This is a genomic window from Aequorivita xiaoshiensis, assembly GCF_022008395.1.
In the GTDB taxonomy this organism is placed as follows: domain Bacteria; phylum Bacteroidota; class Bacteroidia; order Flavobacteriales; family Flavobacteriaceae; genus Aequorivita; species Aequorivita xiaoshiensis.
The window spans coordinates 215,617-241,737 of the sequence record NZ_JAIRBB010000003.1 but is presented as its reverse complement, the minus strand read 5'-3'; the positions used below and the strand labels follow the sequence as shown (position 1 = coordinate 241,737).

General features: G+C 34.5%; 21 protein-coding genes. 13 read left to right on the top strand and 8 right to left on the bottom strand.

Going from position 1 to position 26,121, the window contains the following annotated elements; genetic code table 11:
* Positions 1–80: 80 nt before the first annotated feature.
* Positions 81–1,244: a formimidoylglutamase gene (locus tag K8344_RS06405; protein ID WP_237607909.1), complete on the bottom strand. Its 1,164-nt coding sequence runs from the start codon at positions 1,242–1,244 to the stop codon at positions 81–83.
* Positions 1,244–3,763 carry a type I DNA topoisomerase gene (gene topA / locus K8344_RS06400; RefSeq protein ID WP_237607908.1) on the bottom strand — a complete coding sequence of 840 codons (2,520 nt, stop codon included), beginning with the start codon at positions 3,761–3,763 and terminating at the stop codon, positions 1,244–1,246. The genes K8344_RS06405 and topA overlap by 1 nt, the downstream gene beginning before the upstream one ends.
* A gap of 325 nt (positions 3,764–4,088) precedes the next feature.
* Here topA and miaB point away from each other — a divergent pair, with 325 nt between their 5' ends.
* The 12 genes from miaB (at position 4,089) to K8344_RS06340 (ending at position 15,784) form a co-directional block, all read left to right on the top strand.
* A complete protein-coding gene (miaB, locus tag K8344_RS06395; RefSeq protein ID WP_237607907.1) occupies positions 4,089–5,528 on the top strand; it encodes a tRNA (N6-isopentenyl adenosine(37)-C2)-methylthiotransferase MiaB in 1,440 nt (479 codons plus the stop codon).
* A 13-nt stretch (positions 5,529–5,541) separates the two neighbouring features.
* Positions 5,542–6,420, top strand: a complete 879-nt coding sequence (locus K8344_RS06390) for a hypothetical protein (RefSeq protein WP_237607906.1) — start codon at positions 5,542–5,544, stop codon at positions 6,418–6,420.
* A 41-nt stretch (positions 6,421–6,461) separates the two neighbouring features.
* Positions 6,462–7,742 (top strand): sigma-54 interaction domain-containing protein, encoded by a 1,281-nt coding sequence (locus K8344_RS06385; RefSeq protein ID WP_237607905.1) that lies wholly within the window; start codon positions 6,462–6,464, stop codon positions 7,740–7,742.
* 33 nt (positions 7,743–7,775) lie between these two features.
* Complete coding sequence (locus K8344_RS06380) at positions 7,776–8,288, top strand: LptE family protein (protein WP_237607904.1); 513 nt, start codon at positions 7,776–7,778, stop codon at positions 8,286–8,288.
* 10 nt (positions 8,289–8,298) lie between these two features.
* A complete protein-coding gene (locus K8344_RS06375) occupies positions 8,299–9,261 on the top strand; it encodes a hypothetical protein (protein ID WP_237607903.1) in 963 nt (320 codons plus the stop codon).
* 2 nt (positions 9,262–9,263) lie between these two features.
* Complete coding sequence (gene secG / locus K8344_RS06370; protein ID WP_237607902.1) at positions 9,264–9,587, top strand: preprotein translocase subunit SecG; 324 nt, start codon at positions 9,264–9,266, stop codon at positions 9,585–9,587.
* Between the two features lie 97 nt (positions 9,588–9,684).
* Entirely contained in the window at positions 9,685–10,710 is a 1,026-nt protein-coding gene (locus K8344_RS06365) for a receptor L domain-containing protein (RefSeq protein WP_237607901.1), read from the top strand.
* Between the two features lie 155 nt (positions 10,711–10,865).
* Positions 10,866–11,141: a co-chaperone GroES gene (locus K8344_RS06360; protein ID WP_237607900.1), complete on the top strand. Its 276-nt coding sequence runs from the start codon at positions 10,866–10,868 to the stop codon at positions 11,139–11,141.
* Positions 11,142–11,280: 139 nt separating this feature from the next.
* Entirely contained in the window at positions 11,281–12,924 is a 1,644-nt protein-coding gene (gene groL, locus K8344_RS06355; protein ID WP_237607899.1) for a chaperonin GroEL, read from the top strand.
* A gap of 219 nt (positions 12,925–13,143) precedes the next feature.
* A complete protein-coding gene (locus K8344_RS06350) occupies positions 13,144–14,526 on the top strand; it encodes an MptA/MptB family glycosyltransferase (protein ID WP_237607898.1) in 1,383 nt (460 codons plus the stop codon).
* Positions 14,527–14,861: 335 nt separating this feature from the next.
* On the top strand, positions 14,862–15,329 hold the full coding sequence (gene parS / locus K8344_RS06345; protein ID WP_237607897.1) for a type II RES/Xre toxin-antitoxin system antitoxin: 468 nt from the start codon (positions 14,862–14,864) through the stop codon (positions 15,327–15,329).
* A gap of 2 nt (positions 15,330–15,331) precedes the next feature.
* Positions 15,332–15,784, top strand: a complete 453-nt coding sequence (locus tag K8344_RS06340) for an RES family NAD+ phosphorylase (protein ID WP_237607896.1) — start codon at positions 15,332–15,334, stop codon at positions 15,782–15,784.
* Positions 15,785–15,813: 29 nt separating this feature from the next.
* Here the strand turns inward: K8344_RS06340 and K8344_RS06335 are convergent, their stop codons facing one another.
* The 6 genes from K8344_RS06335 to folK form a co-directional block, all read right to left on the bottom strand.
* Positions 15,814–17,352 carry a bifunctional GNAT family N-acetyltransferase/carbon-nitrogen hydrolase family protein gene (locus K8344_RS06335; RefSeq protein WP_237607895.1) on the bottom strand — a complete coding sequence of 513 codons (1,539 nt, stop codon included), beginning with the start codon at positions 17,350–17,352 and terminating at the stop codon, positions 15,814–15,816.
* Positions 17,353–17,508: 156 nt separating this feature from the next.
* Complete coding sequence (locus K8344_RS06330; protein WP_139855514.1) at positions 17,509–18,486, bottom strand: deoxyhypusine synthase family protein; 978 nt, start codon at positions 18,484–18,486, stop codon at positions 17,509–17,511.
* On the bottom strand, positions 18,476–19,429 hold the full coding sequence (gene speB / locus K8344_RS06325) for an agmatinase (protein ID WP_237607894.1): 954 nt from the start codon (positions 19,427–19,429) through the stop codon (positions 18,476–18,478). Before speB ends, K8344_RS06330 begins: the two co-directional genes overlap by 11 nt.
* The gene (locus K8344_RS06320) at positions 19,419–20,816 is read right to left on the bottom strand and encodes an arginine decarboxylase (RefSeq protein WP_237607893.1); all 1,398 of its coding nucleotides are present in this window, start codon (positions 20,814–20,816) and stop codon (positions 19,419–19,421) included. The genes speB and K8344_RS06320 overlap by 11 nt, the downstream gene beginning before the upstream one ends.
* 293 nt (positions 20,817–21,109) lie before the next feature.
* Positions 21,110–22,045, bottom strand: coding sequence for a pseudouridine synthase (locus tag K8344_RS06315; protein WP_237607892.1), 936 nt, complete (start codon positions 22,043–22,045; stop codon positions 21,110–21,112).
* 97 nt (positions 22,046–22,142) lie between these two features.
* The gene (folK, locus tag K8344_RS06310; RefSeq protein ID WP_262913402.1) at positions 22,143–23,279 is read right to left on the bottom strand and encodes a 2-amino-4-hydroxy-6-hydroxymethyldihydropteridine diphosphokinase; all 1,137 of its coding nucleotides are present in this window, start codon (positions 23,277–23,279) and stop codon (positions 22,143–22,145) included.
* 141 nt (positions 23,280–23,420) lie between these two features.
* Between folK and K8344_RS06305 the strand changes: the two genes are divergently transcribed.
* Complete coding sequence (locus K8344_RS06305; protein WP_237607891.1) at positions 23,421–26,090, top strand: AsmA family protein; 2,670 nt, start codon at positions 23,421–23,423, stop codon at positions 26,088–26,090.
* The last annotated feature ends 31 nt before the right edge of the window (positions 26,091–26,121 follow it).

The window sequence follows — 26,121 nt, the reverse complement described above, 5'->3', positions numbered from 1 at the left end:
GGCGTAAACCTATTTATAAAATTTTTAATAAACAATTTTTTTTTTACAAAACCCTCTATAATCTATAATGTGTTGATTAATTATACTTCATTTTTATGGCGGGCTTTCAACCACCTTTCCGGAATCTCCTGATTACATGCACTCAAATAATCGCTGTAAGTGCAAGGTAATAACGTTTGGCTTTTTAATTTATTATTAACATTTGAAATAAATGGTAAAACAATCCACCATCTCTCTGTTTTATTACTCTTTTTGAACTCCAATATTTCATCGTCAATCAGTACCTTATACGAGGTGTAAAGCCTCTCATTATCAAAGTCATCATCAGCAATTCTGAAGTTAAATCCTTCAACAAAATACCACAATACTTGCGCGATAAGCATTGCACTACTTTTTCCATAAACAGCATTGCTCAACTCGTAAATTCCAAATGATTTAACTTTATTACTAATTCCTGCATAACGAGCTATCGTACAAATCTCTCGACCATCAAATCCGTTAGGACTCTTATTAGTTTTATAACTTAATTCTGAGTTTTTTATTGCAGTTACATCCAAAGCCACCATATCTGCATCTCTTAATATTGGCTCAATCACAGTTGTATCTGCACAAACCTCGCCCAATCTATACGCATCAAAATACAACTTATCCATTAAAGCTATCTCCTGCGGAGCGTTAAAAAATGATTGATATCCTAACACGCTATAATTAAATAGGTTGTAAGGTTTATCCACCACCATTTTCCCAACATATGATTTATTTGATATCGGGAGGTCGGCATTCCCAAGGTCAAAACGATTGTCAATATTAACAACATTTACCATAGCCCCAAGATTATCATACGCGCGATATTGCGCATAAGCCATATCTTGACTTCCACCCAAAATTAGTGGAACTATTTTCTTTAGCAGAAGCGCAGTAACAACCTCCTTAACGGCAAATCTTGAATCTTCAACAGAATTTCCTTTTTCAATATCTCCAAGATCAATAATCCTATGCTTCCAGTTTCCTGGATATAACGAATAAAACGCTTTTCGATAGTCATCAAAACACAGTTCTTCGCCAATATAATTAACATCCGCACGATTTTCTTTAACACCAAAAATCGCAAACGTAACGTTTTTTAAATCAGGTAAATCGCCAAATTCGGCGTGTACTTCTATTTGCTTCCCTAACGTTCCTAGCGGCAGTAATTCTCTATCCGCCAAAACCTTTTTAGAAACAGGGGTTAAAAATTCAATCATTATTTTTTCTTGGCTGAAGCTTTTTTCTTAGTAGTAGTCTTTTTCTTAGCAGCTGCTTTCTTCTTTTTAGGAGCTTTTTTTGCTAACATTTCCTGAGCTTCTTCTAACGTTATTTTATCTGCCTCAGTTCCTTTCGGCAATTCCACCTTCACTTTTCCTTTAATAACATTAAAACGCCCCCAACGAGCTTTCTCGATTCTAATTTTCTCTTCTGGCCACTCGTTAATTAGCTTATCAATCTCCTTTTGCTTCTTATCTTCAATTAACTGAATGATATCTTCATCAGAAAGATTATCGAAATCATACTTTTTATTCACATTGATAAACATCCCGTTCCATTTGATATATGGGCCAAAACGACCTACACCTTTTTGAACTGGTAAATCTTCATAAGTATATATTGGAGCATCTGCTTTTTTCTTCTCTTCAATAAGCTCTTTTGCAAAAGCCATATCAACATCTAATGGATCCATTCCTTTTGGAAGAGAAATAAATGTTTTACCAAAGCGAACATAAGGACCAAAACGACCATTGTTAACCTCAACTTCCTCATTGTCGTAAACACCCAAGGTTTTTGGAAGTTTAAAAAGATCCATCACCTCTTCAAAGGTAACCAAATGCAACTGTTGATCTGGACGTAAACTTGCAAACTTTTTGTCTTCATCGTCAGGAGCACCAATTTGAGCGATCGGCCCATATTTACCCAAACGAACCAATACAGTACGCCCACTTTCTGGGTCCTCCCCTAAAATACGCTCTCCACTTTCACGATCGGCATTTTTCTCAACATCTTCTACGCGTGGGTGAAACTTTTCATAGAATTCCTTCATCATCTTCGTCCACTCCTCTTTCCCTTCAGCAATATCATCAAAGTCTTGCTCTACTTTAGCAGTAAAGTTATAATCTAAGATATTTTCAAAATGCTCTACCAAAAAGTCATTTACTATCATTCCAATATCAGTTGGAACAAGCTTGCCTTTATCCGACCCTACTGTTTCAGTTAAGGTTTTATCTTTAATATTTTTATTTTCAAGAGTAAGCTGAAGGTATTTACGTTCAACCCCTTCTACAGTACCTTTTTCAACATAGTTTCTACTAATAATAGTTGAAATAGTTGGCGCATAGGTAGACGGTCTACCAATACCGAGCTCTTCTAATTGCTTAACTAACGAGGCTTCTGTAAAACGATATGGAGCACGAGTAAACCGCTCTGTGGCTGTTATGTAATTATTTTCAAGCGAATCGCCTTCTTTCATATTTGGCAACATACCATCTTGTTCTTCCTCTTCATAATCGGTTCCTTCCAAATAAACCTTAAGGAAACCGTCAAACTTTATCATTTCACCATTTGCAGTAAAATTCTCTGATACTTTTTCTGTGGAAAGCACATCAATCTTAACATTGGTTCGCTCTAATTGCGCATTGCTCATTTGTGAAGCCAAAGTTCTTTTCCAAATCAAATCGTATAAACGCGCTTGATCATGGTCACCAGTAATAGAATGCTGGCTCATATCGGTAGGGCGAATAGCTTCGTGAGCTTCCTGAGCTCCTTTGCTTTTCCCTTTATAGTCACGAGGTTTACTATACTCTTTCCCGTAGGATTTAATAATTTCTTTTTGAGCGGCGTTTTTTGCGTCCTTAGAAAGGTTAACACTATCGGTACGCATATACGTTATAAGTCCAGCCTCATAAAGACGTTGAGCGATAGTCATTGTTTTTCCAACTGAGAAATACAATTTACGCGCCGCCTCCTGCTGTAATGTTGAAGTAGTAAATGGCGCTGCCGGCGATTTGCTTGCGGGCTTTTTAGTTAGATCTGAAATTTTATAACTTGCCTCTAAATTCTTTCTAAGAAATTCACGAGCTTCAGCTTCAGTTTCAAAGTTTTTTGGAAGTTTTGCTTTAAACTTACTACCATCTAATGTGGTAAATTCTGCATCAATTCTATACGATCCTACAGGGTTAAACGATTCAATCTCACGCTCACGCTCAACAATTAAACGCACTGCAACCGATTGCACACGACCGGCAGAAAGTCCACCTTTTACTTTTTTCCAAAGTACCGGTGACAGCTCATAACCCACCAATCGATCTAAAACGCGACGCGCTTGTTGAGCATTTACCAAATCGTAATTAATTTGGCGTGGGTTTTCTATTGCATTTAAAATTGCTGATTTTGTAATTTCGTGAAAAACAATACGCTTAGTCTTGTCTTTATCTAGTTTCAACTCCTCAGCCAAATGCCAAGCAATCGCTTCTCCTTCACGATCCTCATCACTTGCTAGCCAAACCATTTCAGCTTTTTTAGAAAGTGCTTTCAACTCCGTTACCAACTTTTTCTTATCGCTACTTACTATATATTTAGGTGTGAAATCTCCTTCCACATCTACTCCTAATTCCTTTGAAGGAAGATCTGCAATGTGCCCAAAACTCGAGGACACTTTGAAGTCTTTCCCAAGAAATTTTTCGATGGTTTTTGCTTTTGCAGGGGACTCAACGATCACTAAATTCTTTGCCATATCCTATTTTATTTAAGACTGCAAAAGTATATGATTTTTTTAATACGAAAGATTTTGCCTGCAATAATTGAATACAAACCACATTATTTCAGTTTAAAAAACATGATTATCAACAGTGATTTGTGAAAAAAAACTAGTTAATAAATTCAGCCAACAAGCACCAACAAACAAAAACTTCATAACTATACCTATATATTTATTCCTTCTTTTAAATTTCAAATAAAATTAAATAAAAAGCAATCTGCCACTTTGTCACCGCAAGCATTTAATTGTATCTTTGCAGGAATTACATTACGGACTGTTTTGTATTGAAGTTTGATTTTTTATGGAAAAGACAATAGACGAAAAAGCACAAGGGAACACCTTAATTTTAGAAGCAAAAAAGGAAAATTCTAAAAAATTATATTTAGAAAGTTACGGCTGCGCTATGAATTTTAGCGATAGTGAAATTGTAGCATCTATTCTTGCCGATCAAGGATATAACACCACAAATTTGATGGAAGAAGCAGATTTGGTCTTAGTGAACACCTGTTCAATTCGCGACAAAGCAGAGCAAACTATCCGTAAGCGATTAGAAAAATACAATGCTGTAAAACGCAGCAGTAATCCGAAAATGAAAGTTGGTGTGCTAGGTTGTATGGCCGAGCGCTTGAAGGAAAAACTTCTGGAAGAAGAAAAAATTGTTGATCTAGTTGTTGGTCCAGATGCATACAAAGACATTCCAAACCTTTTACAAGAAGTAGAGGAAGGACGAGAAGCTGTAAATGTTATTCTTTCAAAAGAAGAAACCTATGGCGATATCTCGCCTGTACGTTTAGGAGGAAATGGAATTACCGCATTTGTAAGTATTACTCGTGGTTGCGACAATATGTGTACTTTTTGCGTAGTGCCATTTACACGTGGACGAGAACGCAGTCGTGATCCTCACAGTATTTTAAATGAAATAAACGATTTAGCCGAAAGAGGATATAAAGAAATAACGCTTCTAGGTCAAAATGTTGATAGTTACTTATGGTATGGTGGTGGATTGAAAAAAGATTTCAAAAACGCATCAGAAATGCAAAAAGTTACTGCTACAGATTTTGCTCAACTATTAGATTTAGTTGCTACTGCGCAACCTAAAATGAGAATTCGCTTTTCAACAAGTAATCCGCAGGACATGTGTGAAGATGTGCTACATGTTGTGGCAAAACATAAAAATATCTGTAACCATATTCATCTTCCAGTGCAAAGTGGAAGCACGCGAATTCTAAAAGAAATGAACCGTCAACACACTCGTGAAGAGTATATAAAGCTAATTGACAAAATCCTGGAAATTATTCCAGATTGTATCATTTCACAGGATATGATTATTGGGTTTCCAACTGAAACTGAAGCAGATCATCAAGATACGTTAAGCCTAATGGAATATGTTAAGTACGGCTTTGGTTATATGTATAAATATTCCGAAAGACCTGGAACATTAGCAGCTCGTAAATTGGAAGACGATGTTCCTGAAGAAATAAAAAGTAGAAGATTAACAGAAGTAGTAAATCTCCAACAAAAACATAGTGCTTTTCGCACAGAATCTTTTTTAGGTAAAACGGTAACAGTTTTAATTGAAAAAGAATCGAAAAAAAATGTGGATGAATGGAGCGGAAGAACAGAACATAATAATGTGGCAGTCTTCCCTAAGAGAAATTACAAGCCTGGGGATTTTGTAAAAGTTAAAGTAAATGATTGTACTACAGCAACTTTGATTGGGGAGGCTGTGGGATATTCTTAAAACCTAATAAATTATGATACGTAAATTATTTATTCTCGCAATGTGTTTTTCAGTATTGGCTTGTTCCGATGATGAAAACCAGCAAGATGATGATCAGATTACATTTAAAATAAAAAAGCTTACAAAAACCTTTTACGAAGAAAATGGAACCTCACAAGCATATAAGTTAGAATATTTATATGATGAATCCGGTAAAAGAAGAAAAGTCCTCAGTGAAAGTTTTTTAAATGGTCAAAAAACGCAACAAGATTTTAGTTATAATGAACGCAACCAAATATTAGAATCTAAAACAACTGACATTACTCAAAACCGTGTAATTAGAACTGTTTCTTATTTATATAATAATTCTAATAAAATTTCCACTGTAAAATTCGAGTCTTCAGATGGATCTGTAATTACTTCAAATTTCACATACATAAATAACAGTGTTTTTATTGAAGATAATATAGGGGCAAATAAAGAATTGATTTTTAATGATGCAGGAAAGTTGTTAAAAACCATTACTTTCATTAGCAACCCAGTGCCGAACACAATTACTGAAACAATAAATTATTCTGGGAATTTAATCACATCAATTAATTATGAATATTCTAGAGGCTCAATTACTTCTCAAGAGTATATTTATGAGTATGATAACAAAACAAACCCATTTTATGAACATTTTAATGAAAATATTAGCAATTTCATTTATAACTTCACAGGAACAATGAAAAGCTATAAAACTGAGTTCTCAGCAAAAAATTTCACAAAAGTTACATACACTTCTTCTGTCGCAGTTTCAGATTATACAGATGTTTTCACCACAAAATATAACGAGCAAGGATTTCCAACAAATGCAGAAGTAAAAAGAAATGGAGTTCTTTTTGAAGAATTGACTTATGAGTATTATTAATAACAAAATAACTATTAACCAATAACTTTTTAACTCAAAAAGTGGAAAACATACAAGCAACAAAACAACGATTCGGAATAATAGGTAACGACCCAAAACTAAACCGTGCCATAGAAAAAGCAATACAAGTTGCTCCTACTGATATTTCGGTATTAGTTACTGGCGAAAGCGGTGTGGGTAAAGAAAGTATCCCAAAAATAATTCATTCGCTTTCACACCGAAAACACGCTAAATACATAGCTGTAAATTGCGGTGCTATTCCTGAAGGAACGATAGACAGCGAACTTTTTGGGCACGAAAAAGGAGCGTTTACGGGAGCTACCGCTACCCGAAGTGGTTACTTTGAGGTAGCCGATGGCGGTACAATTTTTCTAGATGAAGTGGGCGAATTACCGTTACCAACCCAGGTGCGCTTATTAAGAGTTTTAGAAAACGGTGAGTTTTTAAAAGTAGGATCATCAAAAACCCAAAAAACCGATGTACGCATCGTAGCTGCCACAAATGTAAAAATGGTAGAAGCCATTGAAAAGGGAAAATTTAGAGAAGACCTATATTATAGGTTAAGCACAGTAGAAATAAATTTACCACCGCTTCGTGAAAGAAAAGAAGATATCCACTTACTTTTCAGAAAATTTGCTTCAGATTTTGCGCAGAAATATAAAATGCCAACCATAAGATTGGGCGAGCAAGCAACCGATTTATTATTACAATATCGCTGGAGTGGAAACATCCGTCAGCTTCGTAACGTTGCTGAACAAATTTCGGTATTAGAAAAAGACCGAGAAGTATCATACGAAACCTTAAAGCATTATTTGCCAGATATGGGCGGTAATCTTCCTGCACTTGTAAGTAATAAAAAGGCTGAAAGCGATTTTAGTAGTGAACGCGAAATACTTTACAAAGTGCTTTTTGATATGAAACGCGATGTAAACGACCTTAAAAAACTAACTTTGGAATTAATGAAAAGTGGAAACGCTGCCAAAGTTAAAGAAGAGCAATCATCCTTAATTAACAAAATATATTCAGGCGAAACGGAAGCTGAAGAAGAGTTAGCATCTATTATTGAAGAAGAGAATATCGCTACGGAAACCAACGTTGAAGTATTTAGCATTCCTGAACACGCTTCAGAACCAGAAAAAAAGGATAAATACGAATATGCTGAAGATATTGAAGAAGAGGAAAACTTATCACTTCAGCAAAAAGAATTAGAACTTATTAAAAAATCACTCGAGAAGTATGGTGGAAAACGAAAAGATGCTGCAGAAGAGTTAGGTATTTCGGAAAGAACACTTTATCGAAAGATTAAACAGTATAATTTATAATTGGTTGTTGGTCGTAATATTATTTTAAATTAGATGTCAAGAATATTTTCAGTTTTAGTTTGTTTGGTTGTGGCTATTTCACTACAAAGTTGTGGTCCTTATTCATTTACTGGTGCCGATATAAACTATAACACTACAAAAACGGTTCAAGTAAATTATTTTCAAAATAATGCACCTATTGTAGAGCCAGGAATAAACCGTGATTTCACACAAAAATTACAGGATTTATTATTAAATCAGACAAGTTTAGACCTTGTAAATAACAATGGGGATTTAGTGTATGAAGGTGAAATCACACAGTATTACATCTCCCCTATTACGGCAACATCAAATAGTACAGCTGCGCAAAACAGATTGACCATTTCGGTGAGTGTGAGATTTTACAACACAAAAGAACCTTTAAAAGATTTTGAACAATCTTTTAGTTTCTACTTTGATTATGACGGTCAGACACAATTAACAGGATCGAAGTTGGATGCTGCCATCGACATAATTTTTGAAAGAATAACACAAGATATTTTTAATAAGTCGCTCGCAAATTGGTAAACCTAAAATTTTGAATATTTCGAACTTTACATATCTACTTGCAAATCCACAGAATTTAACTTCTGAGGATCTTGCTGCTTTAGATTTATTAATTAGAAAATATCCTTATTTCCAAAGTGCTCGTGCTTTACAATTAAAAGGTTTAAAAAATCAAGATAGCTTTCTTTATAATGATGCATTAAAGTTAACGGCTGCACACACTACCGATAGAGATATCCTTTTTGAATATATAACTTCAGAGAAGTTTATACAAAATGAAATTTCACAAACTATTCTTCAACACGATGATTCTGTAAACGAAATAAATGTTGTTTCCGAAAACATCAACGATGAAGTTAAAGAAGAAAACGAACGTCTTTTAAAAGCTGAAATTAAAAAAGCTGAGGATATTCTAAATCCAAAATTATTTCAAAGAAAAGCCCAAGATGTAACTGAAACACCTCAAGAAAAGGAAGAAAGTCCTGAAAATATATTAAAAACTGATAAGCCTTTAGAGTTTACAAAAAGTGACACCCATTCTTTTTCCGAATGGTTAAAATTGACAAAGGCAAAACCAATTGAACGAAAGGAGGCTTCTAAAGATCTACATTCTGAAAACGCCAAAGAAGATGATTCTTTAATAGAATCAAACAATGAGGGAACATTCAATCAAGAAGAAAAAGAGCGCAAATTTCAACTTATTGAAAAATTTATTCAGGAACGACCAAAAATAATTCCTTCTGCCGATTCAGATAAATCTTCACAATCTGGAACTAGTATTCCTGACAATCCTAGCAATAAAGCGTTACTAACAGATTTTACACAGAGTTCGGATTCACTAATGACCGAAACTTTGGCTAAAGTTTATTTACAACAAAAGAACTATAAAAAGGCAATTCAAGCATATAAAATATTAATTTTGAAAAATCCCGAAAAAAGTGGTTTCTTTGCAGACCAAATTCGAGCGATAGAAAAATTGACTAATACAGAATAATCATGAGCACGTTTACAATATTCCTAATTTTAATAATGATAGTGGCCTTTTTATTGGTCGTAGTTATAATGGTACAAAACCCAAAAGGTGGTGGACTTTCATCTTCCTTTGGAGGTGGCGGTGGTGCACAAATTGGTGGTGTACAGAAAACAAGTGACTTTTTAGATAAAAGTACTTGGACGCTTGCAACAATTATGTTGGCTTTGATTTTGTTTTCGAACATCTTTATCATGGGTAGCAACACTATGCAATCAAAAACTTTTGACGAAAGTGCTCTTCCAGCAGTTCCAACTACAGAAGTACCTGCGCCAGCAACTACAGAATAATTTTTGTTAAATATATATCGTAAAATGCCACCTCATAGAGAGGTGGCATTTTTTTATTATTATTATTATCGTATCTTTATTAGTAAAGAAAACCACAATGAAGGCTAGAAACATCATTCTACTCGTAATATCTAGCGTCTTACTCCTTTCCTGTTACGGAGACGGAACGGGTTTAAAAAGAACGTGCGAAAATTTATATGGTTTAGATCCGAAAAAAGACTTGATTCTTACCACTCAAGATCAAGTAGATCAAGTTTTCACTCAAACTCACGTATCAGGAAACGTTTATATTGGCCAGTGTCCAGACAAAAATTTTTCGAGAATTACAAATCTTACCGGATTACGAAATTTGACAAAAATTGATGGCAGCTTATTAATTTTTGAAACAGATATTTCGGTAATAGATGGATTAGATAACCTTCAAGAAATTGGAGGTGTTTTAAGTATTTATATGAATTCTTCTTTAAAGGAAATAAAAAATTTAAATGCCCTTAAAACTGTCAATGAATTGAATGTTTTCGGGAATGATAAATTACTACACATTAATGGTTTTAATAGCCTAACGAGTTGCAACACAACCCTCACCATTAATGTAAATGCCAACTTAGAAACAATTGAAGGTTTTAATAACCTAACTTATATAGGCGAAGATTTATCCATTATGTCGAGTAATAAACTTGTAAAAGTACATGGCTTTGAATCATTAACCCAGGTAGGGAAAAATCTTTTGTTCGGAAGCAACATCCTTATAAACAATGTAGAAGCATTCAACAACCTTGAAACTATTGGAGGAGACCTAGATTTTCGGTACAATTGGAGCTTAGAAGGTCTAGACATTTTTCAGAATCTAAAAACCATTCAAGGACGTTTGATCATTGAAAACCACAAAGAGCTAGAATCTATTTATGGTTTAAGCAATTTAACTTTTGTTGGAAATCAATTATATATTGGAGAAAATTCTAAACTATCAGATTATTGTGGTCTAACGCCCTTAATGCAAACAGAAGGAGGACTCCAAGAAGGTGATAGCGGCCCACCATACAACGTTCCATATTTCGTAATTGTCAATAATTTATACAATCCTACGCGTCAAGATTTACGTGACGGGAATTGTTCTCAATAAAAAACACGGATCTCATATTACCAAAAATGCCAGTCTCTGACAAGCTGGCATTTTTGTATTATATAATGTCAGTTTATAGGCAGTGGCATAGTTTCTGCCAATAAAGAATCACAACATAAAAACATAAGTTTAACAACTATAAAAAATAATAAAAAATGGCATTAAAAATTCAACCACTTGCAGACCGTGTATTGGTTCAGCCAGAAGAAGCAGAAACTAAAACCGCATCTGGACTTTACATTCCAGATTCTGCAAAAGAAAAACCACAACAAGGAAAAGTAGTAGCTGTTGGTAAAGGAAAAGAAGATCACAAAATGACAGTTAAAGTTGGTGATACTGTTCTTTACGGAAAATACGCCGGAAGTGAATTAAAATTTGATGGCAACGACTATATGATTATGCGCGAGGACGATATACTCGCTATTATCTAACGATTAAAACTCACAAATTCCAATAAAAAAATCCCAAGTTCCAAAGTATCTATTTTGAATTTGGAGCTTGAAATTTAGAATTTAAAAAATATTAACCCGACGATTCCTGATTATGACGGAATCACAAAATAAAATGTTTATGGCAAAAGATATAAAATTTGACATTGAAGCTCGCGACGCTATTAAGCGCGGAGTTGATGCTTTGGCAAATGCGGTAAAAGTAACTTTAGGACCAAAAGGTCGTAACGTAATTATTAGCAAATCCTTTGGTGCTCCACAAGTAACAAAAGATGGTGTTACAGTTGCAAAGGAAGTAGAATTAGAAGACGCTCTTGAAAATATGGGCGCGCAAATGGTAAAAGAAGTTGCTTCTAAAACCAACGATCTTGCTGGTGACGGTACAACTACTGCTACTGTTCTTGCGCAGGCAATCGTTAAAGAAGGGCTTAAGAACGTAGCTGCTGGCGCTAATCCAATGGATTTAAAGCGTGGAATTGACAAAGCTGTTGAAGCTATTGTTTCAAACCTTGAAAAGCAAACTACTAAAGTTGGGAATTCTTCTGAAATGATAAAGCAAGTAGCTTCTATTTCAGCAAACAACGACGATGTTATAGGCGATTTAATTGCTAAGGCATTTGGAAAAGTTGGAAAAGAAGGTGTTATCACTGTAGAAGAAGCAAAAGGTACTGAGACTTATGTTGATGTAGTTGAAGGTATGCAGTTTGACCGTGGATATCTTTCTCCATATTTCGTTACTGACACTGAAAAAATGCAAACAGAATTGGAGAATCCAATGATTTTGCTTTACGACAAGAAAATTTCTTCAATGAAAGACTTACTTCCTGTACTTGAGCCTGTGGCACAACAAGGAAAATCTCTTTTAATAATCGCTGAAGATGTTGATGGAGAAGCTTTAGCTACATTGGTAGTAAATAAACTTCGTGGTTCATTAAAAATTGCTGCGGTTAAAGCGCCAGGTTTTGGTGACAGAAGAAAAGCAATGCTTGAAGATATTGCAATCTTAACAGGAGGTACCGTAATTTCTGAAGAGCGTGGTTTCACTTTAGAGAATACTACGATTGATATGCTTGGATCTGCAGAGAACGTAACCATTGATAAAGATAATACTACTATCGTAAATGGTGCTGGTGAAACCGACAATATTAAGGGTCGAGTAAACCAAATTAAGGCACAAATCGAATCTACAACTAGCGACTACGATAAAGAAAAATTACAGGAGCGTTTGGCTAAATTAGCTGGTGGAGTTGCTGTTCTTTACGTAGGTGCGGCTTCTGAAGTAGAAATGAAAGAGAAGAAAGATCGTGTAGATGATGCACTTCACGCAACTCGTGCAGCTGTAGAAGAAGGTATTGTTGCTGGAGGTGGAGTTGCTTTAGTTAGAGCTATAGAAGTTCTTAAAAAACTAACTACAGATTCACTTGACGAAACAACTGGTGTAAATATTGTTTCTAAGGCAATTGAAGCTCCTCTACGTACCATCGTTGAAAACGCAGGTGGTGAAGGTTCAGTTGTTATCAACAAAGTATTAGAAGGTAAGAAAAACTTCGGTTACGATGCTAAAAGCGAATCGTATGTTGACATGATTAAAGCTGGAATTATCGATCCTAAGAAAGTAACACGTGTAGCCCTTGAAAACGCTGCTTCTGTTGCGGGAATGATTCTAACTACTGAATGTGCGTTAGTAGATATTAAAGACGAAAATGCTGGTGGTGGCGGAATGCCTCCAGCAGGTATGGGTGGCGGAATGCCAGGAATGATGTAAAAATTAGTTCCTAGTATTCAGCACAAAGTGAATTAGTAAGCCTCACAAGTCCTTGAGACCTGTGAGGCTTCTTCATTTTTATTAATTTTTCAAAATGAAAAAAAGCAAACTCGTATGAGGCAATTAAAATTAAAATCATTTTAATTTTAAACATATAGTTACATTTGGGTATCCTAAAGATAAAATTTAGCTAGAACCATAAATCGATTTACAAACGACTTGAATTTCATTAAAACTTATAAAATCCCAATTCTCGTTGCTTTAGTATCGATAGTGCTATACCTAGGTTTTGCCTATATTTTAAAACGCAGTGAATTTGTAAAATTAATTAGCCTTTATGCTGCACTATATATTACCTCATATTTATTCATAGAAAAATACTACTCACGAAATTCAAGAAATTTCAGGTTTTTAACTAGTATAGGAATAGTATTTAGATTAGCTCTTATTGTTTCGATTCCGAATCTTTCGCAAGACTTTTATCGCTTTTTATGGGATGGCAGATTGTTAATTCAAGGCTTTAGTCCGTATTTATTTACACCCGCCACTTCATCTACATTTGATGTAACAATTGCACAATCACAGAAGCTAATTGAAGGAATGGGTTCGCTTAACGCAAGTCACTTCAGCAATTACCCTCCAGTTAATCAATTGTTCTTCGCAATTGCTGCGCTATTCGCTGGCAAGAGTATTTTAGGGTCGGTTATAGTTCTTCGAATGGTGATTATTTTGGCAGATGTAGGTATTCTCTACTTCGGAAAAAAGGTGTTAGAGCAATTAAACCTTCCTGTGAAAAATATTTTCTGGTATTTCTTGAGCCCTTTTATAATTATTGAACTTACAGGAAATCTACATTTTGAAGGAGTTATGCTTTTCTTTTTTGTATGGGCCTTATATTTACTATTCAAGAGAAAGTGGTTATGGGCGGCGGTTTTAATCGGTCTTTCTATTTCGGTGAAATTGTTACCCTTATTGTTATTACCTTTATTTTTTAGATGGTTTTCAAGCAAAGAGGCTTCGGCTGCGCTCAACCTGACGTCTCTTTTAAAGTTTTATAGCATAATAGGAGTAACGATTTTAATAACTTTTCTCCCTTTTTTCTCCTCAGAATTCATTCAAAACTTTGCTGTTACCATCGGACTTTGGTTTCAAAACTTTGAATTTAATGCGAGCGTTTATTACATAATTCGATGGATTGGGTTTCAAGTTGTAGGATGGAATATTATTGGAACTGTTGGAAAAATACTGCCAATGATAGTTGTGCTTTTCATCCTAGGTCTTTCATTTCTTAAAAAGAATAGAACACCTCAACAGTTAATCACGTCAATGCTATTCGCGGTATCTTTTTACTTCCTATTATCTACAACTGTTCATCCGTGGTACATTGCCACTCCGCTTATTCTTTCGGTTTTTACGAATTATAAATTTCCTATTGTATGGAGTTTTGTTGTTGTCCTAAGTTATTCAGCGTATGGAAAAGAAGGGTTTGATGAAAACTTATGGTTGGTAGCTTTAGAATATTTTATAGTTATTGGAATTGCTGCATGGGAATTTACTCGTTGCAAAAAGTATAGAGAAAAGGAAAAACTCCCAAACTATTGAGTGAAAAAGCAATCTAAAAATTACTCTTTTCGCATCAATCCTATTAGACTATATTCGTAGTGGAGGTAAGCCTTGTTTCCCAATAGTTTGACAAGTAGATTAGATTACTGAAGGGTGGTTTTAAGTTTTTAAACCTCAAGGAGGAGCATTAGAACAAGGTTCTACATATAGAAAATATTATAAGCACTCATTATTATTGGCTAAACAGAATTTTCTATATTTAATTTCACACTAATGTTTTCATATAGTTAACTGAAAAAGAAACAGTTAAAAAGTTGGAAAACCGCAGAAAAAAGTATAAATTTATACTTAGTCTAATGTAAATTCATACTTTTATGAAAAAGCAATATAAAGCCCCCGATAAGGCAAACTACGTCAAGGAAGCCCCTACTTATTTTTACGATGGGAATCTAGCTATTCCCTTAGTTGATATGACTCCCTTTCAGAAAATGCAGATAGTTCGGGATGGGGTTACCAAAACCTATTTAACCCAGCTCAAAGAAGAAACTTCTTTAGATTATGATGCTTTAGCCCAAGCATTATCCGTAACGCGCTCGACGCTTATAAATAAGAAAGGCGATCAAAAGTTTAGCGATCATATTAGCGAACGAATTATTGCTGTGGCTGAAATCTATTCATTCGGCTACGAGGTGTTTGAAGACAAAGACAATTTCAATCAATGGATGTTTTCTTCAAATCAAGCCCTTGCAGGATCAAAACCTTTTGAACTTATGGACAATCAATTTGGTCGTGAGGAAGTTCGAAACCTGATTGGCCGTATTGCCCACGGCGTATTTTCATAATTATGAAGGTATATAGAATAACAAAAACAAAATATGCCGAAGATTTAAGGGGTACCGGAGCAAAACTCTACGGGGGAAGATGGAATCATATTGATTCCGCTTGTATCTATACTGCCGAAAGTCGCGCATTATCTGTATTGGAGTATGCTGTTAATATAAATATAGACTTCATTCCTCGTGCCCTTAGTTTATGTGTTTTTGAAATTGACGAAAGCCAAGTTTATTCATTTAAACAAGAAGATTTACCAGGAAACTGGAGAGAAACGCCTGCTCCTAAATCAACTAAGGATTATGGGACACAATTCTTAAAGGGCAACAAGCCTATCTTAAAAATTCCATCTATAATAATTCCTGAAGAATTTAATTATATAATAAATCCTCGAGTAGCTAGTTTGAGTTTCAAACTAGTTGAAATACAGGACTTCGTCTTTGATCTACGAATAAAGAAAAAGTAATTGTCTTGATTATTTTAGAAGGTAGATATTTATTTTTTTACACGCTCTAATCTGTAGAAATCTTTTCTTCTATCTTTTAAGTTTCTAACCGCTCCAAAGGTATGAAGCTCACGAAGAAGGTCAATATCTACATCGGCCACCAATATCATTTCGGTATTTGGTGTTGCTTCAGCTTTAATTCCATTACTTGGGAAGGCGAAGTCACAAGGAGTGAATACAGCACTTTGAGCGTACTGTATATCCATATTATGTACTTTTGGAAGGTTGCCCACGCTTCCTGCTATAGCCACGTAACATTCGTTCTCAACAGCTCTAGCTTGAGCGCATAATCTAACACGTGAATATCCATTTTGAGTATCGGTTAGGAACGGAACAAAAAGAATGTCCATGCCTTCATCCGAAAGTAATCGCGAAAGCTCAGGAAATTCAGAATCGTAGCAGATTAGCACCCCTATTTTTCCACAATCAGTATCAAATGTTTTTAAGGAATTTCCATTGGACATTCCCCACACACGTTCTTCATCAGGTGTAACGTGAATTTTCTCAAAACGTTCCACACTTCCATCACGTCGGCATAAATATCCTACATTGTATAACTTACCGCGAACTATTTCGGGCATGCTTCCTGTAATAATGTTTATGTTATAGGAAATTGAAAGTTGCGAAAGCTTTTCGGTTATACTCTTAGTGTATTTTGCTAATTCTCGAATGGCATCAGGTTCGCTTAGGTGATTGTATTTTGCCATAAGCGGAGCATTGAAGAACTCTGGAAACATTGCAAAGTCGCAGCGATAACCTGCAACACTGTCTATAAAATATTCCGCTTGATGCATCAATTCCTCCATTCCTGAATAGCTTCGCATTTGCCACTGAATAAGACCAAGACGAACAACACTTTTAATAGCTGTAGGTGTTGGTTTTTTTTCAGGTTTGGTATAATAGATATTATCCCATTCCATTAAAACGGCAAATTCGCCTGAAGCTTTATCACCTTCTAAATACCCTTTTAAAACACGAACAGGGTGAAAGTCATTAGAAATCTGAAAGTTTAATACTGGATCATCAATTTGCTTGCGTTTAACTTTTTCGATGTACTGTTTTGGTGAAAGTTTATCGGCATGCAGATGATAATTTGGCATTCTACCCCCAAACACGATGCTCTTTAACTCTAAGTTTTCACAAAGTTCTTTTCGGTAATCATATAATCTTCTTCCGAGACGAAGTCCACGAAAATCGGGACGAATAAAAACATCAATCCCATATAGCACATCACCTTCGGGATCGTGTATTTTAAAAGTTGGATCACCGGTTACATCTTTATACGTATGCTTCTCCCCTAGTTTATCGAAATCTACTATAATAGAAAGCGCACAACCAGCAATTTGACCATCAGCCATAATTAATACTTGACCTTCTGGAAAAACATCTATCAGGTTACCTATTTCGTTGATTTTCCAATAGCTATTAGGCATTCCTTTATAAGACTGAATAGTTGCCTTTTTTAGTGCTTCGTAGTCTTTTAAAGTTAAAAACTTAAGCTCGATATTTTCAATCTTTTTTGGTTCCATCGTTTATGTGGGTACTTCTATTAAAGCAATTTCAATTAGGGTATATAGTATAAATTTTAGAGAGAAAAAACGCAGCCAATTCCCAATTTTTAATTGGGAACTGTAAACTGCGGATTGTTCTTTAAATGCATTAAGGTATCTACTGAACGTTACTTTTTACATATCTAAGATATACGCAAAAACTAAAGGAGCAACAATAGTAGCGTCACTCTCAATAATAAATTTAGGTGTATCTATATCTAATTTACCCCAAGTAATTTTTTCGTTAGGCACAGCTCCTGAGTAACTACCAAAGCTTGTAGTTGAATCACTTATTTGGCAGAAATAACTCCAGAAAGGAGTATCAGTACGTTCCATATCTTGATATAACATCGGCACTACACAAATTGGGAAATCTCCTGAGATACCTCCTCCAATTTGGAAGAAACCTATTCCGTTTTTAGAATTTTCAGTGTACCAATCTGCAAGGAAAGTCATATACTCAATTCCACTTTTCATAGTAGAAGCTTGTAATTCTCCTTTCAGAACATAACTAGCAAAAATATTTCCCATTGTACTATCTTCCCATCCTGGACAGATAATTGGAAGATTTTTTTCAGCCGCAGCGTACATCCAAGAATCTTTTAGATCAATTTCATAATGTTCTTCCATTACTCCACTTAATAATAACTTGTACATATATTCGTGTGGGAGGTAGCGTTCGCCATTAGCTTCAGCATCTTTCCAAATTTTTACTATATGCTTCTGAATTCTTCTAAAAGCTTCTTCTTCAGGAATACAAGTATCAGTTACTCGGTTCAAGCCTTTTTCAAGTAAATCCCATTCATCCTGCGGTGTTAAATCGCGGTAATTAGGCACTCTTTTGTAATGGCTATGCGCCACGAGGTTCATTATATCTTCTTCAAGGTTTGCACCTGTGCAAGAGATAATTTGAACTTTATCTTGACGGATCATTTCAGCAAATATCTTTCCTATTTCGGCTGTACTCATCGCACCAGCCATAGATACAAGCATTTTTGAGCCGTTCTTTAGTTGTGCTTCATATCCTTTAGCTGCATCTACAAGCGCTGCTGAATTGAAGTGCAAATAATATTTTTCAATAAATTGAGAAATCGCTCCTTTGTTAGTACTCATCTTCTTCTGTATTAAATTTTGAATTGCCTTTTTTGCCCGAATCAGTCGGAATGGAGATATTAAAATTGTTTTCGAAATCGTCGACTTCTTCTACTCCTTCGAATTTATACGATAACATTTTGTAATAAAGTTTGGCCGCTACAAAGTCTGAAGATTTTTCGTCTTCTTTCGGACAAAGTTCAACGATATCAAAACCTACTACGTTTTTCTCTTCAAAAACTTGTTTTAAGAAATCAAGTGTTTCATACCATAACAATCCTCCTGGTTCAGGAGTTCCCGTGGATGGTAAAATTGAAGGGTCAAAAGCATCAAGATCGAAAGTAATAAAAACGTTTTCACCTAAAGCTTCAATTACTTTATCTATCCAGTATTCGTCTTTTACCATGTCGTGTGCGAAGAAAACTTTTTCCACATCCATAACCCTTGTTTCAGTAACATCCATACTGCGGATACCTACCTGAACTAGATTGGTATTTTGACTTGCTTCGTAAACTGCACAAGCGTGATTGCATTTTGTTCCTTCGTACTCTTCACGTAAATCGGCGTGCGCATCTATGTGAAGCACTGTAAGATTATCAAAACATTCATTAAATGCACGGATTGAACCAATTGAAATACTGTGTTCTCCTCCAAATAAAGTAACAAACTTGTTGCGTTTAATATAATCTTTTGTGATTTTATGCACTGCATCAACCATGGCTTCCGGAGAAGAGTTTTCGGTTATTGCATCAGCTAAATAAACGCCTTGTTTGTAAACCTCCGATTGGGTTTCAATATCGTAAAGCTCCATATTTTCTGAAGCATCCAAAAAGGCATCTGGACCTTTGTCCGCACCTTTTTGCCAAGTACTAGTTCCATCGTAAGGAACTGGAATTAATACAATTTTTGATGTTTCAAGTGCCGCATATTGTTGCGGGATACCTGCGTACGTTTTAGTGCTCATAACCTAAAATGTTTAGCAATTGCTCGCTTGTTTGCTGTTCTGAAAAAAGTTTAGTTGTAATATTATTATTTTCATCTCTATCAATCAATATATGTTTGGGCTGAGGAATCAAGCAATGTTGAAGTCCACCAAATCCACCTATAGTTTCTTGATAGGCTCCTGTATTAAAGAAACCAATATACAATGGTTTTTCTTTTTTAAATTTAGGTAAATAAATGGCAGCGACATTCTGCTCACTATTGTAATAGTCATCACTATCACAAGTTAACCCACCTAAAAGCACTCTTTCATACTCATCGTTCCAACGATTTAAAGGTAGCATAATAAACTTCTTGCTAATAGCCCAAGTATCGGGCAATGTAGTGATAAATGATGAGTTTATCATATTCCACTTCTCACGGTCGTTTTGTTGCTTCTGGTACAGAATCTCATAAACAGCACCTCCACTTTCACCAACTGTAAAACTTCCAAATTCGGTGAATATATTAGGAACCGGTACATCTGCTTCAGCGCATGTAATGCTTATCTGATTGATAATCTCATCAATCATATATTGATAATCGTACTCAAAGTGCAAAGAATTTTTTATAGGGAACCCGCCTCCAATGTTTAAGCTATCAAGTGAAGGACACATTTTTTTAAGACGTACATAAACCTTTAAACACTTTACTAATTCGTTCCAATAATAGGCTGTATCACGAATACCCGTATTAATGAAAAAGTGAAGCATTTTCAGATCCACCTTATCGTTATTTTTAATTTGGTTTTCGTAAAAAGGAATGATGTTTTTATATCCAATTCCTAAACGAGAAGTGTAAAACTCAAATTTTGGCTCTTCTTCTGAAGCAATCCTAATTCCCACCTGAAAATGATTGTTTATGCTATCTGAGAGCAAATCAATCTCTTCATAATTATCAATAATAGGAATACAGTTTTCGTGACCTTCGTTAATAAGTCGCGCTATGTTGTCAATATACTTCTCACGTTTAAAACCATTGCAAATTACATAGGTTTTATCTGTAAGTTTACCTGTTTTTTTAAGACTCTCAACAATATTTATATCAAAAGCCGATGATGTTTCGATGTGAATATCATTCTTTAGCGCTTCATCTAACACATGTTTGAAGTGCGAGCTTTTAGTACAATAGCAATAATTGTAATTGCCTTTGTAGTTATGCTTTTCAATGGCTGTATTAAACCATTTCTTCGCCAAATTTATATTTTCCGAAATTTTGGGCAAGTACGTAAATTTAAGTGGCGCTCCATACTTTTGCACCAACTCCATCATATCTACGCCGTGAAATTCAATTCCATTTTCTCCTAAGCGAAATTCTTCCTGAGGAAAATAATAAGTTTGATTTATTAAATCTATATATTTAGTATTCATTTTTTTCTTTCATAGTGTAAATTAGAAATCTCTATAGACTAATCCTCTTAAAAGATTAGATATAATAAAAAATTAACTTGTAAATTATATACGAATAGACAAATACCTTAAAGTAAGGACTTTGCCTTTAACCTGCAGATAAGCAGTTTTAGGAAGTATGAGTATAATGTTCATTTAAGATATCTGCTTTCGAAAACATCAAAAGCCAACCATTAAAGATAATATCATTCGTGTTTACAATACAAATGTGCGAAAAAAAATCAATATTTTATAAAATTGGCAAAAAATTCACTTTAGTTAGCCATACTAAACATATTCAGTTCTTTATTAGTAAGTGTTCTCCAGCGTCCGCGTGGTAAATCTTTTTTAGTAAGAGGGCCCAAAGTAACACAGTCTACACGCATTACATCATAACCTAAATGATCAAAAATTGTTCTTATTACGCTATTTCCTGTATGCTTAATTTTTAAACCAACTTCACTCTTAGGTGAATTATCTACATAGCTAATTTCCTCAACTGCAATTTCTTTCCCTTCAATAGTCAAACCATCTTTAATTTTTTTGAGATGTTCAGCTTTTAAGTTTTTGTCTAGTGCTATGTGAAACAATCTTGAAATACCCTTTTTCGAGTATTTCTGCACAAACTCTTCGTCATTAGTGAAAAGTAACAATCCAGTTGCATTTCTTCCTAAACGACCAAATGGTTTTATTTTTGCAGTGCTAGCATTAGCAACAAGATCCATAACCGTCATACCTTTTGCATTGCTATCTGTTGTAGCAAAACCTTTAGGCTTGTTTAGTAAAATATAAGTATTAGGTTCAGGGTTTAAACGACGTCCATCAAAACGAACATCATCATTTAATTGAACCTTATAACCCATTTCATTAATAATCTTACCATTTACAGTCACTAAACCTGTTGCAATAAATGTATCTGCTTCTCTTCTAGAACAAACTCCACTATTTGCAATATACTTATTTAAGCGAATTCCATCTTTTGGATTGCTTTTCTTAACCTGTTTTGGCGCCACCTCTCTTCTACCAACTTCTTTTCCGCTTTTATCGAATTTTAATTTTGGTTTAGAAACTGGGTCTTGCTGGCGCCCTGTCTTTTTTGATGGAGCTTCAGTTTTTAAGGGAGCATTACCTCTTGCATTACTTCTATTGCGATGGTTGTTACCTCCACGCCCTGAAGCTTTTCCTCTATTCGTGTTATCTTGTCTGCTCATATTATAAATTTTTGCAAAGGTAATGAATTTAAACAGGCAGAAGCACTTTCATTTTATACTTAAACCTCTAATAATAAAACCCCACAGATGCTGGGTTTTAGTTAATTATTTGTTTTAAAACGTTTAAATAGTCGGCTCTATTTTTCACAAAATCCATCTCAGAGATATCAATTATCTTAATATTTTCGGAATGTTGATTTTTTATAAACTCTAAGTAACTTTCATTCAACTTTTGAAGGTATGAAGCCTTGATACTTTGTTCGTATTTCCTACCTCTTTTTTTAATATTTTCTAATAACCGCTCTGTATTTTGATACAGATAAACATATACATCTGGTTTTGGCACCTCTTTGTGCATTACGTGAAATAGCTTTTTATAAAGCGTGTATTCTTCTTCAGGTAATGTGATACTAGCAAAAATTAAAGATTTGTTTACATCGTAATCTGCAATTACAGATTCTTTAAAAAGATCGTATTGAGTAATATCATCTACCAGTTGCTGGTATCTATCAGCCAAAAAAGACATCTCTAATGGAAATGCATAACGAGCTGCATCTTCATAAAATTTCGGAAGAAAAGGATTGTCTTTAAATCGTTCTAAAATCAACTTAGCATTAAAGTCGTCGGCTATTTTGGTCGCTAAACTTGTTTTTCCAGCTCCAATATTCCCTTCAATTGTAATATAACTGTATTTTGAAATATTATAATTATTCATAGGATTCACAAGCCTTTTCAATTGTTTATGCAATTTGCTATTATCTTCAGTTTCTGTTAAAATGTCACCTATACTTTTTTTGGAAACAGGATGAATTAATTCAGAGTTTAAATCAATTAAAGGCTGAAGAACAAACTTTCGCTTTTCCATTTCTGGATGCGGTACTGTAAGTTTTTCAGTATTTATAATCAAGTCGTCTATAAGGACAATATCAATATCTATAGGACGTGAACTATAGCCTTCAAAATTATTTCTTAACCTTCCAATTTTCTTTTCAATATCTAATACAGACTTAAGGACTTTTTGTGGTTTCTGACTTGTATTTATCCAAACTGCACAGTTTAAAAACGGATCGCCTTTAAAACCCATTGCGGGGGTTTCGTAAATTGAGGAAATCTTTAATACAGATCCAATTTCTTCAAAGATAAGGTCAACAGCATTTTGAAGATATTCAAAACGGTTACCCATATTACTGCCGAGAGATAAAAAGACGTTATGCGAGGGTTGAAGTGATTTCAAGTGTTAACATTTAAGACGAAATTAAGGAAAACAAAAAGACTACCAAGTAAATTTGCGCACAGATATAATTTTTCCTTTATAGCACTTTTTAATAAGTTGTTTTAAAAGGAATTATAAAAAAATAAATTTTTCAATTTTCTTATGAAGAAAGCACTCAAAATTTTTGGAATCATTTTAGGTTTAATTTTAGTCTTACTGATTGCCGCACCTTTTATTTTTAAAGGAAGTCTTGAAAAAATATTAAAGAACAACATCGACCAAAATATTAATGCAAACGTAAGCTGGGAAGAACTCGATTTAAGCCTTTTTAGTAGCTTTCCAGATGCTTCTCTAATAGTGAAAAACTTTTCAATTGTTAACAGAGCACCTTTTGAAGGGGACACTTTGGCTAGCGGTAAAAGCTTATCGCTAGATATGGGTATTATGCAACTTTTTAAGTCTGAAAATATTAAGATTGACGCTTTAAAACTTGAAGAAACATTTCTAAATATTAAGATTGACGCTCTAGAGAACACCAATTATGATATTGCCATCAAAGACGATGCACCAATACTTAATGAAGAAGAAACAAGTAGCGGATTTACTTTTGAACTGGATAAATATGAAATAGAAAATTCACGGATTAATTACTTCGATGAATCCTCAAAAATTTATTTGACGCTATCAAACATTCAACATGAAGGTAGTGGTGATCTATCTGCAGAAGTTGGACAACTAGACACCTATACAGAAGCCATGGCTTCTTTTAAGATGGAAGATACTGAATATTTGTCCAACAACAGCATTTCACTTGATGCTATTTTCGACTTAGATCTAGTAAATCAGAAATACACTTTTCTAGAAAACGAAGCCAAAATCAACGAGCTACCGCTAACATTTGAAGGTTATGTAAAACTAAATGAAAACAACAACGAAGTTGATATTACTTTTAAAACCCCTTCATCCGATTTTAAAAACTTTTTAGCGGTGATTCCTGAAACTTATGTAAAGCAAATAAGCGATGTAAAAACCACAGGAAATTTCACTGTAAATGGAGTGATTGAAGGTATTGTAGACAGCACTCACATCCCTACAATGGACATAAAAATAGCCAGTGAAAACGCATCATTTAAATATCCCGATTTACCTAAACCTGTTAAAAACATTTCCATTGATGCACAGCTAAAAAACGAGACTGGCCTACTAAAAGATACTTTTTTAAACATTCCAAACTTAACTTTTAAAATCGACGGCGAACCTTTTCGAATGAAGGGAAGTATTAAAAACATGACCGAAAATCCATTTGTAAATTTAGAAATGCAAGGGACGCTGAACTTGTCAAACATAGAAAAGGTATTACCTGTAGAAATAGAAAAAAACCTCAGCGGAATTTTTAAAGCCGATGTTGTTGCAAATTTTGATATGGAATCTGTTGAAAAAGAGCAATACCAAAAAATAGACGCTCGCGGAGATGCTAGCTTATCTAATTTTACTTATGATGCTGGATTCAAAAAAGACTTAAAAATATCGGATGCTAAACTTGCTCTACAACCTGGAGTTTTTACTTTAAAAGAGCTGAATGCGACCACAGGGCAGACAGATATTAGAGCTTCTGGAAATATTAAAAACTTAATTCCATTTTTAGTTAGCAATCAAGAGTTAAAAGGAAACTTTGACGTAGCGTCAAACACTTTCAATGTAAATGACTTCATGGTTTCTGAAACTTCATTAACTGAATCAAAATCTGGTGAAAAAGGTCAAACATCTAAGAAAGCAACCAACGAAGAAGCCATTAAAATCCCAGGATTTCTTGATGCAACTTTAAACTTTAAAGCTAACAAAGTTATATACGATAATTTAGAACTTAAAAACGCAAAAGGTGTAGCTTCCATTAAGAATGAAGCGATTACAATTAGCAATTTCACTTCTGATATTTTCGGCGGAAATATAGCTCTTGATGGAAATGTTTCTACCAAAACTGATGTTCCAACCTTCGCTATGAAACTGGATCTGAGTAAAATTGACATAGAGGAATCATTTGAAAAACTTGAAATGTTTCAATATCTAATGCCAATAGCAAAAGCTTTACAAGGAACTCTAAACACCAAATTTGAATTCAATGGTAAGTTAACTTCTGATCTTTCTCCTATACTTTCTAGCCTTGGCGGAACTGCCTTAGCTCAAGTATTAACAGCAGAAGTTAATTCCGAAAACACCCCGCTTTTATCAACGCTTAGCGATAAAATTACTTTTTTAAATCTCGACAAATTAAACTTACAAAATCTAACTACCAATTTGGTTTTTAAAGATGGCGATATAGTAATTAAGCCGTTTGACTTCGACATTAAAGGAATTGATGTGGCTGTTTCAGGAACTCACGGCCTAGATAAATCGATAGACTACAATGTAACCATGGATGTACCTGCTAAATACTTAGGTGGTGAAATCACCAAACTCCTTCAAAAACTAAATCCAAAAGAAGCAAACCAAATGAGTGTAGCGCTTCCTATAGGTTTAAAAGGAACATTTAATAACCCCCAAGTTTCATTAAACGCTGAAAACGCTATCAACAAGCTTACTCAAGAAATTATAGCGAAGCAAAAGGATAAACTTATCAACCAAGGAACAGATATTCTTAGTGGTATTCTTGGAGGTGGAACCAAAACTGATTCTACTTCAACCAATGCAAATACCCAAAAACAAGATACGATTCAACAGAATACACAGCAGCAAAATACCCAACAACAAAACACCAAGGTTATCAAGGATATTTTGGGTGGAATTTTAGGTGGTAAGAAAAAGAAACAAGACACTACAAAGGCTGGAAATTAACATAAAATCGCAGCTAATAGCATCTCTTTGT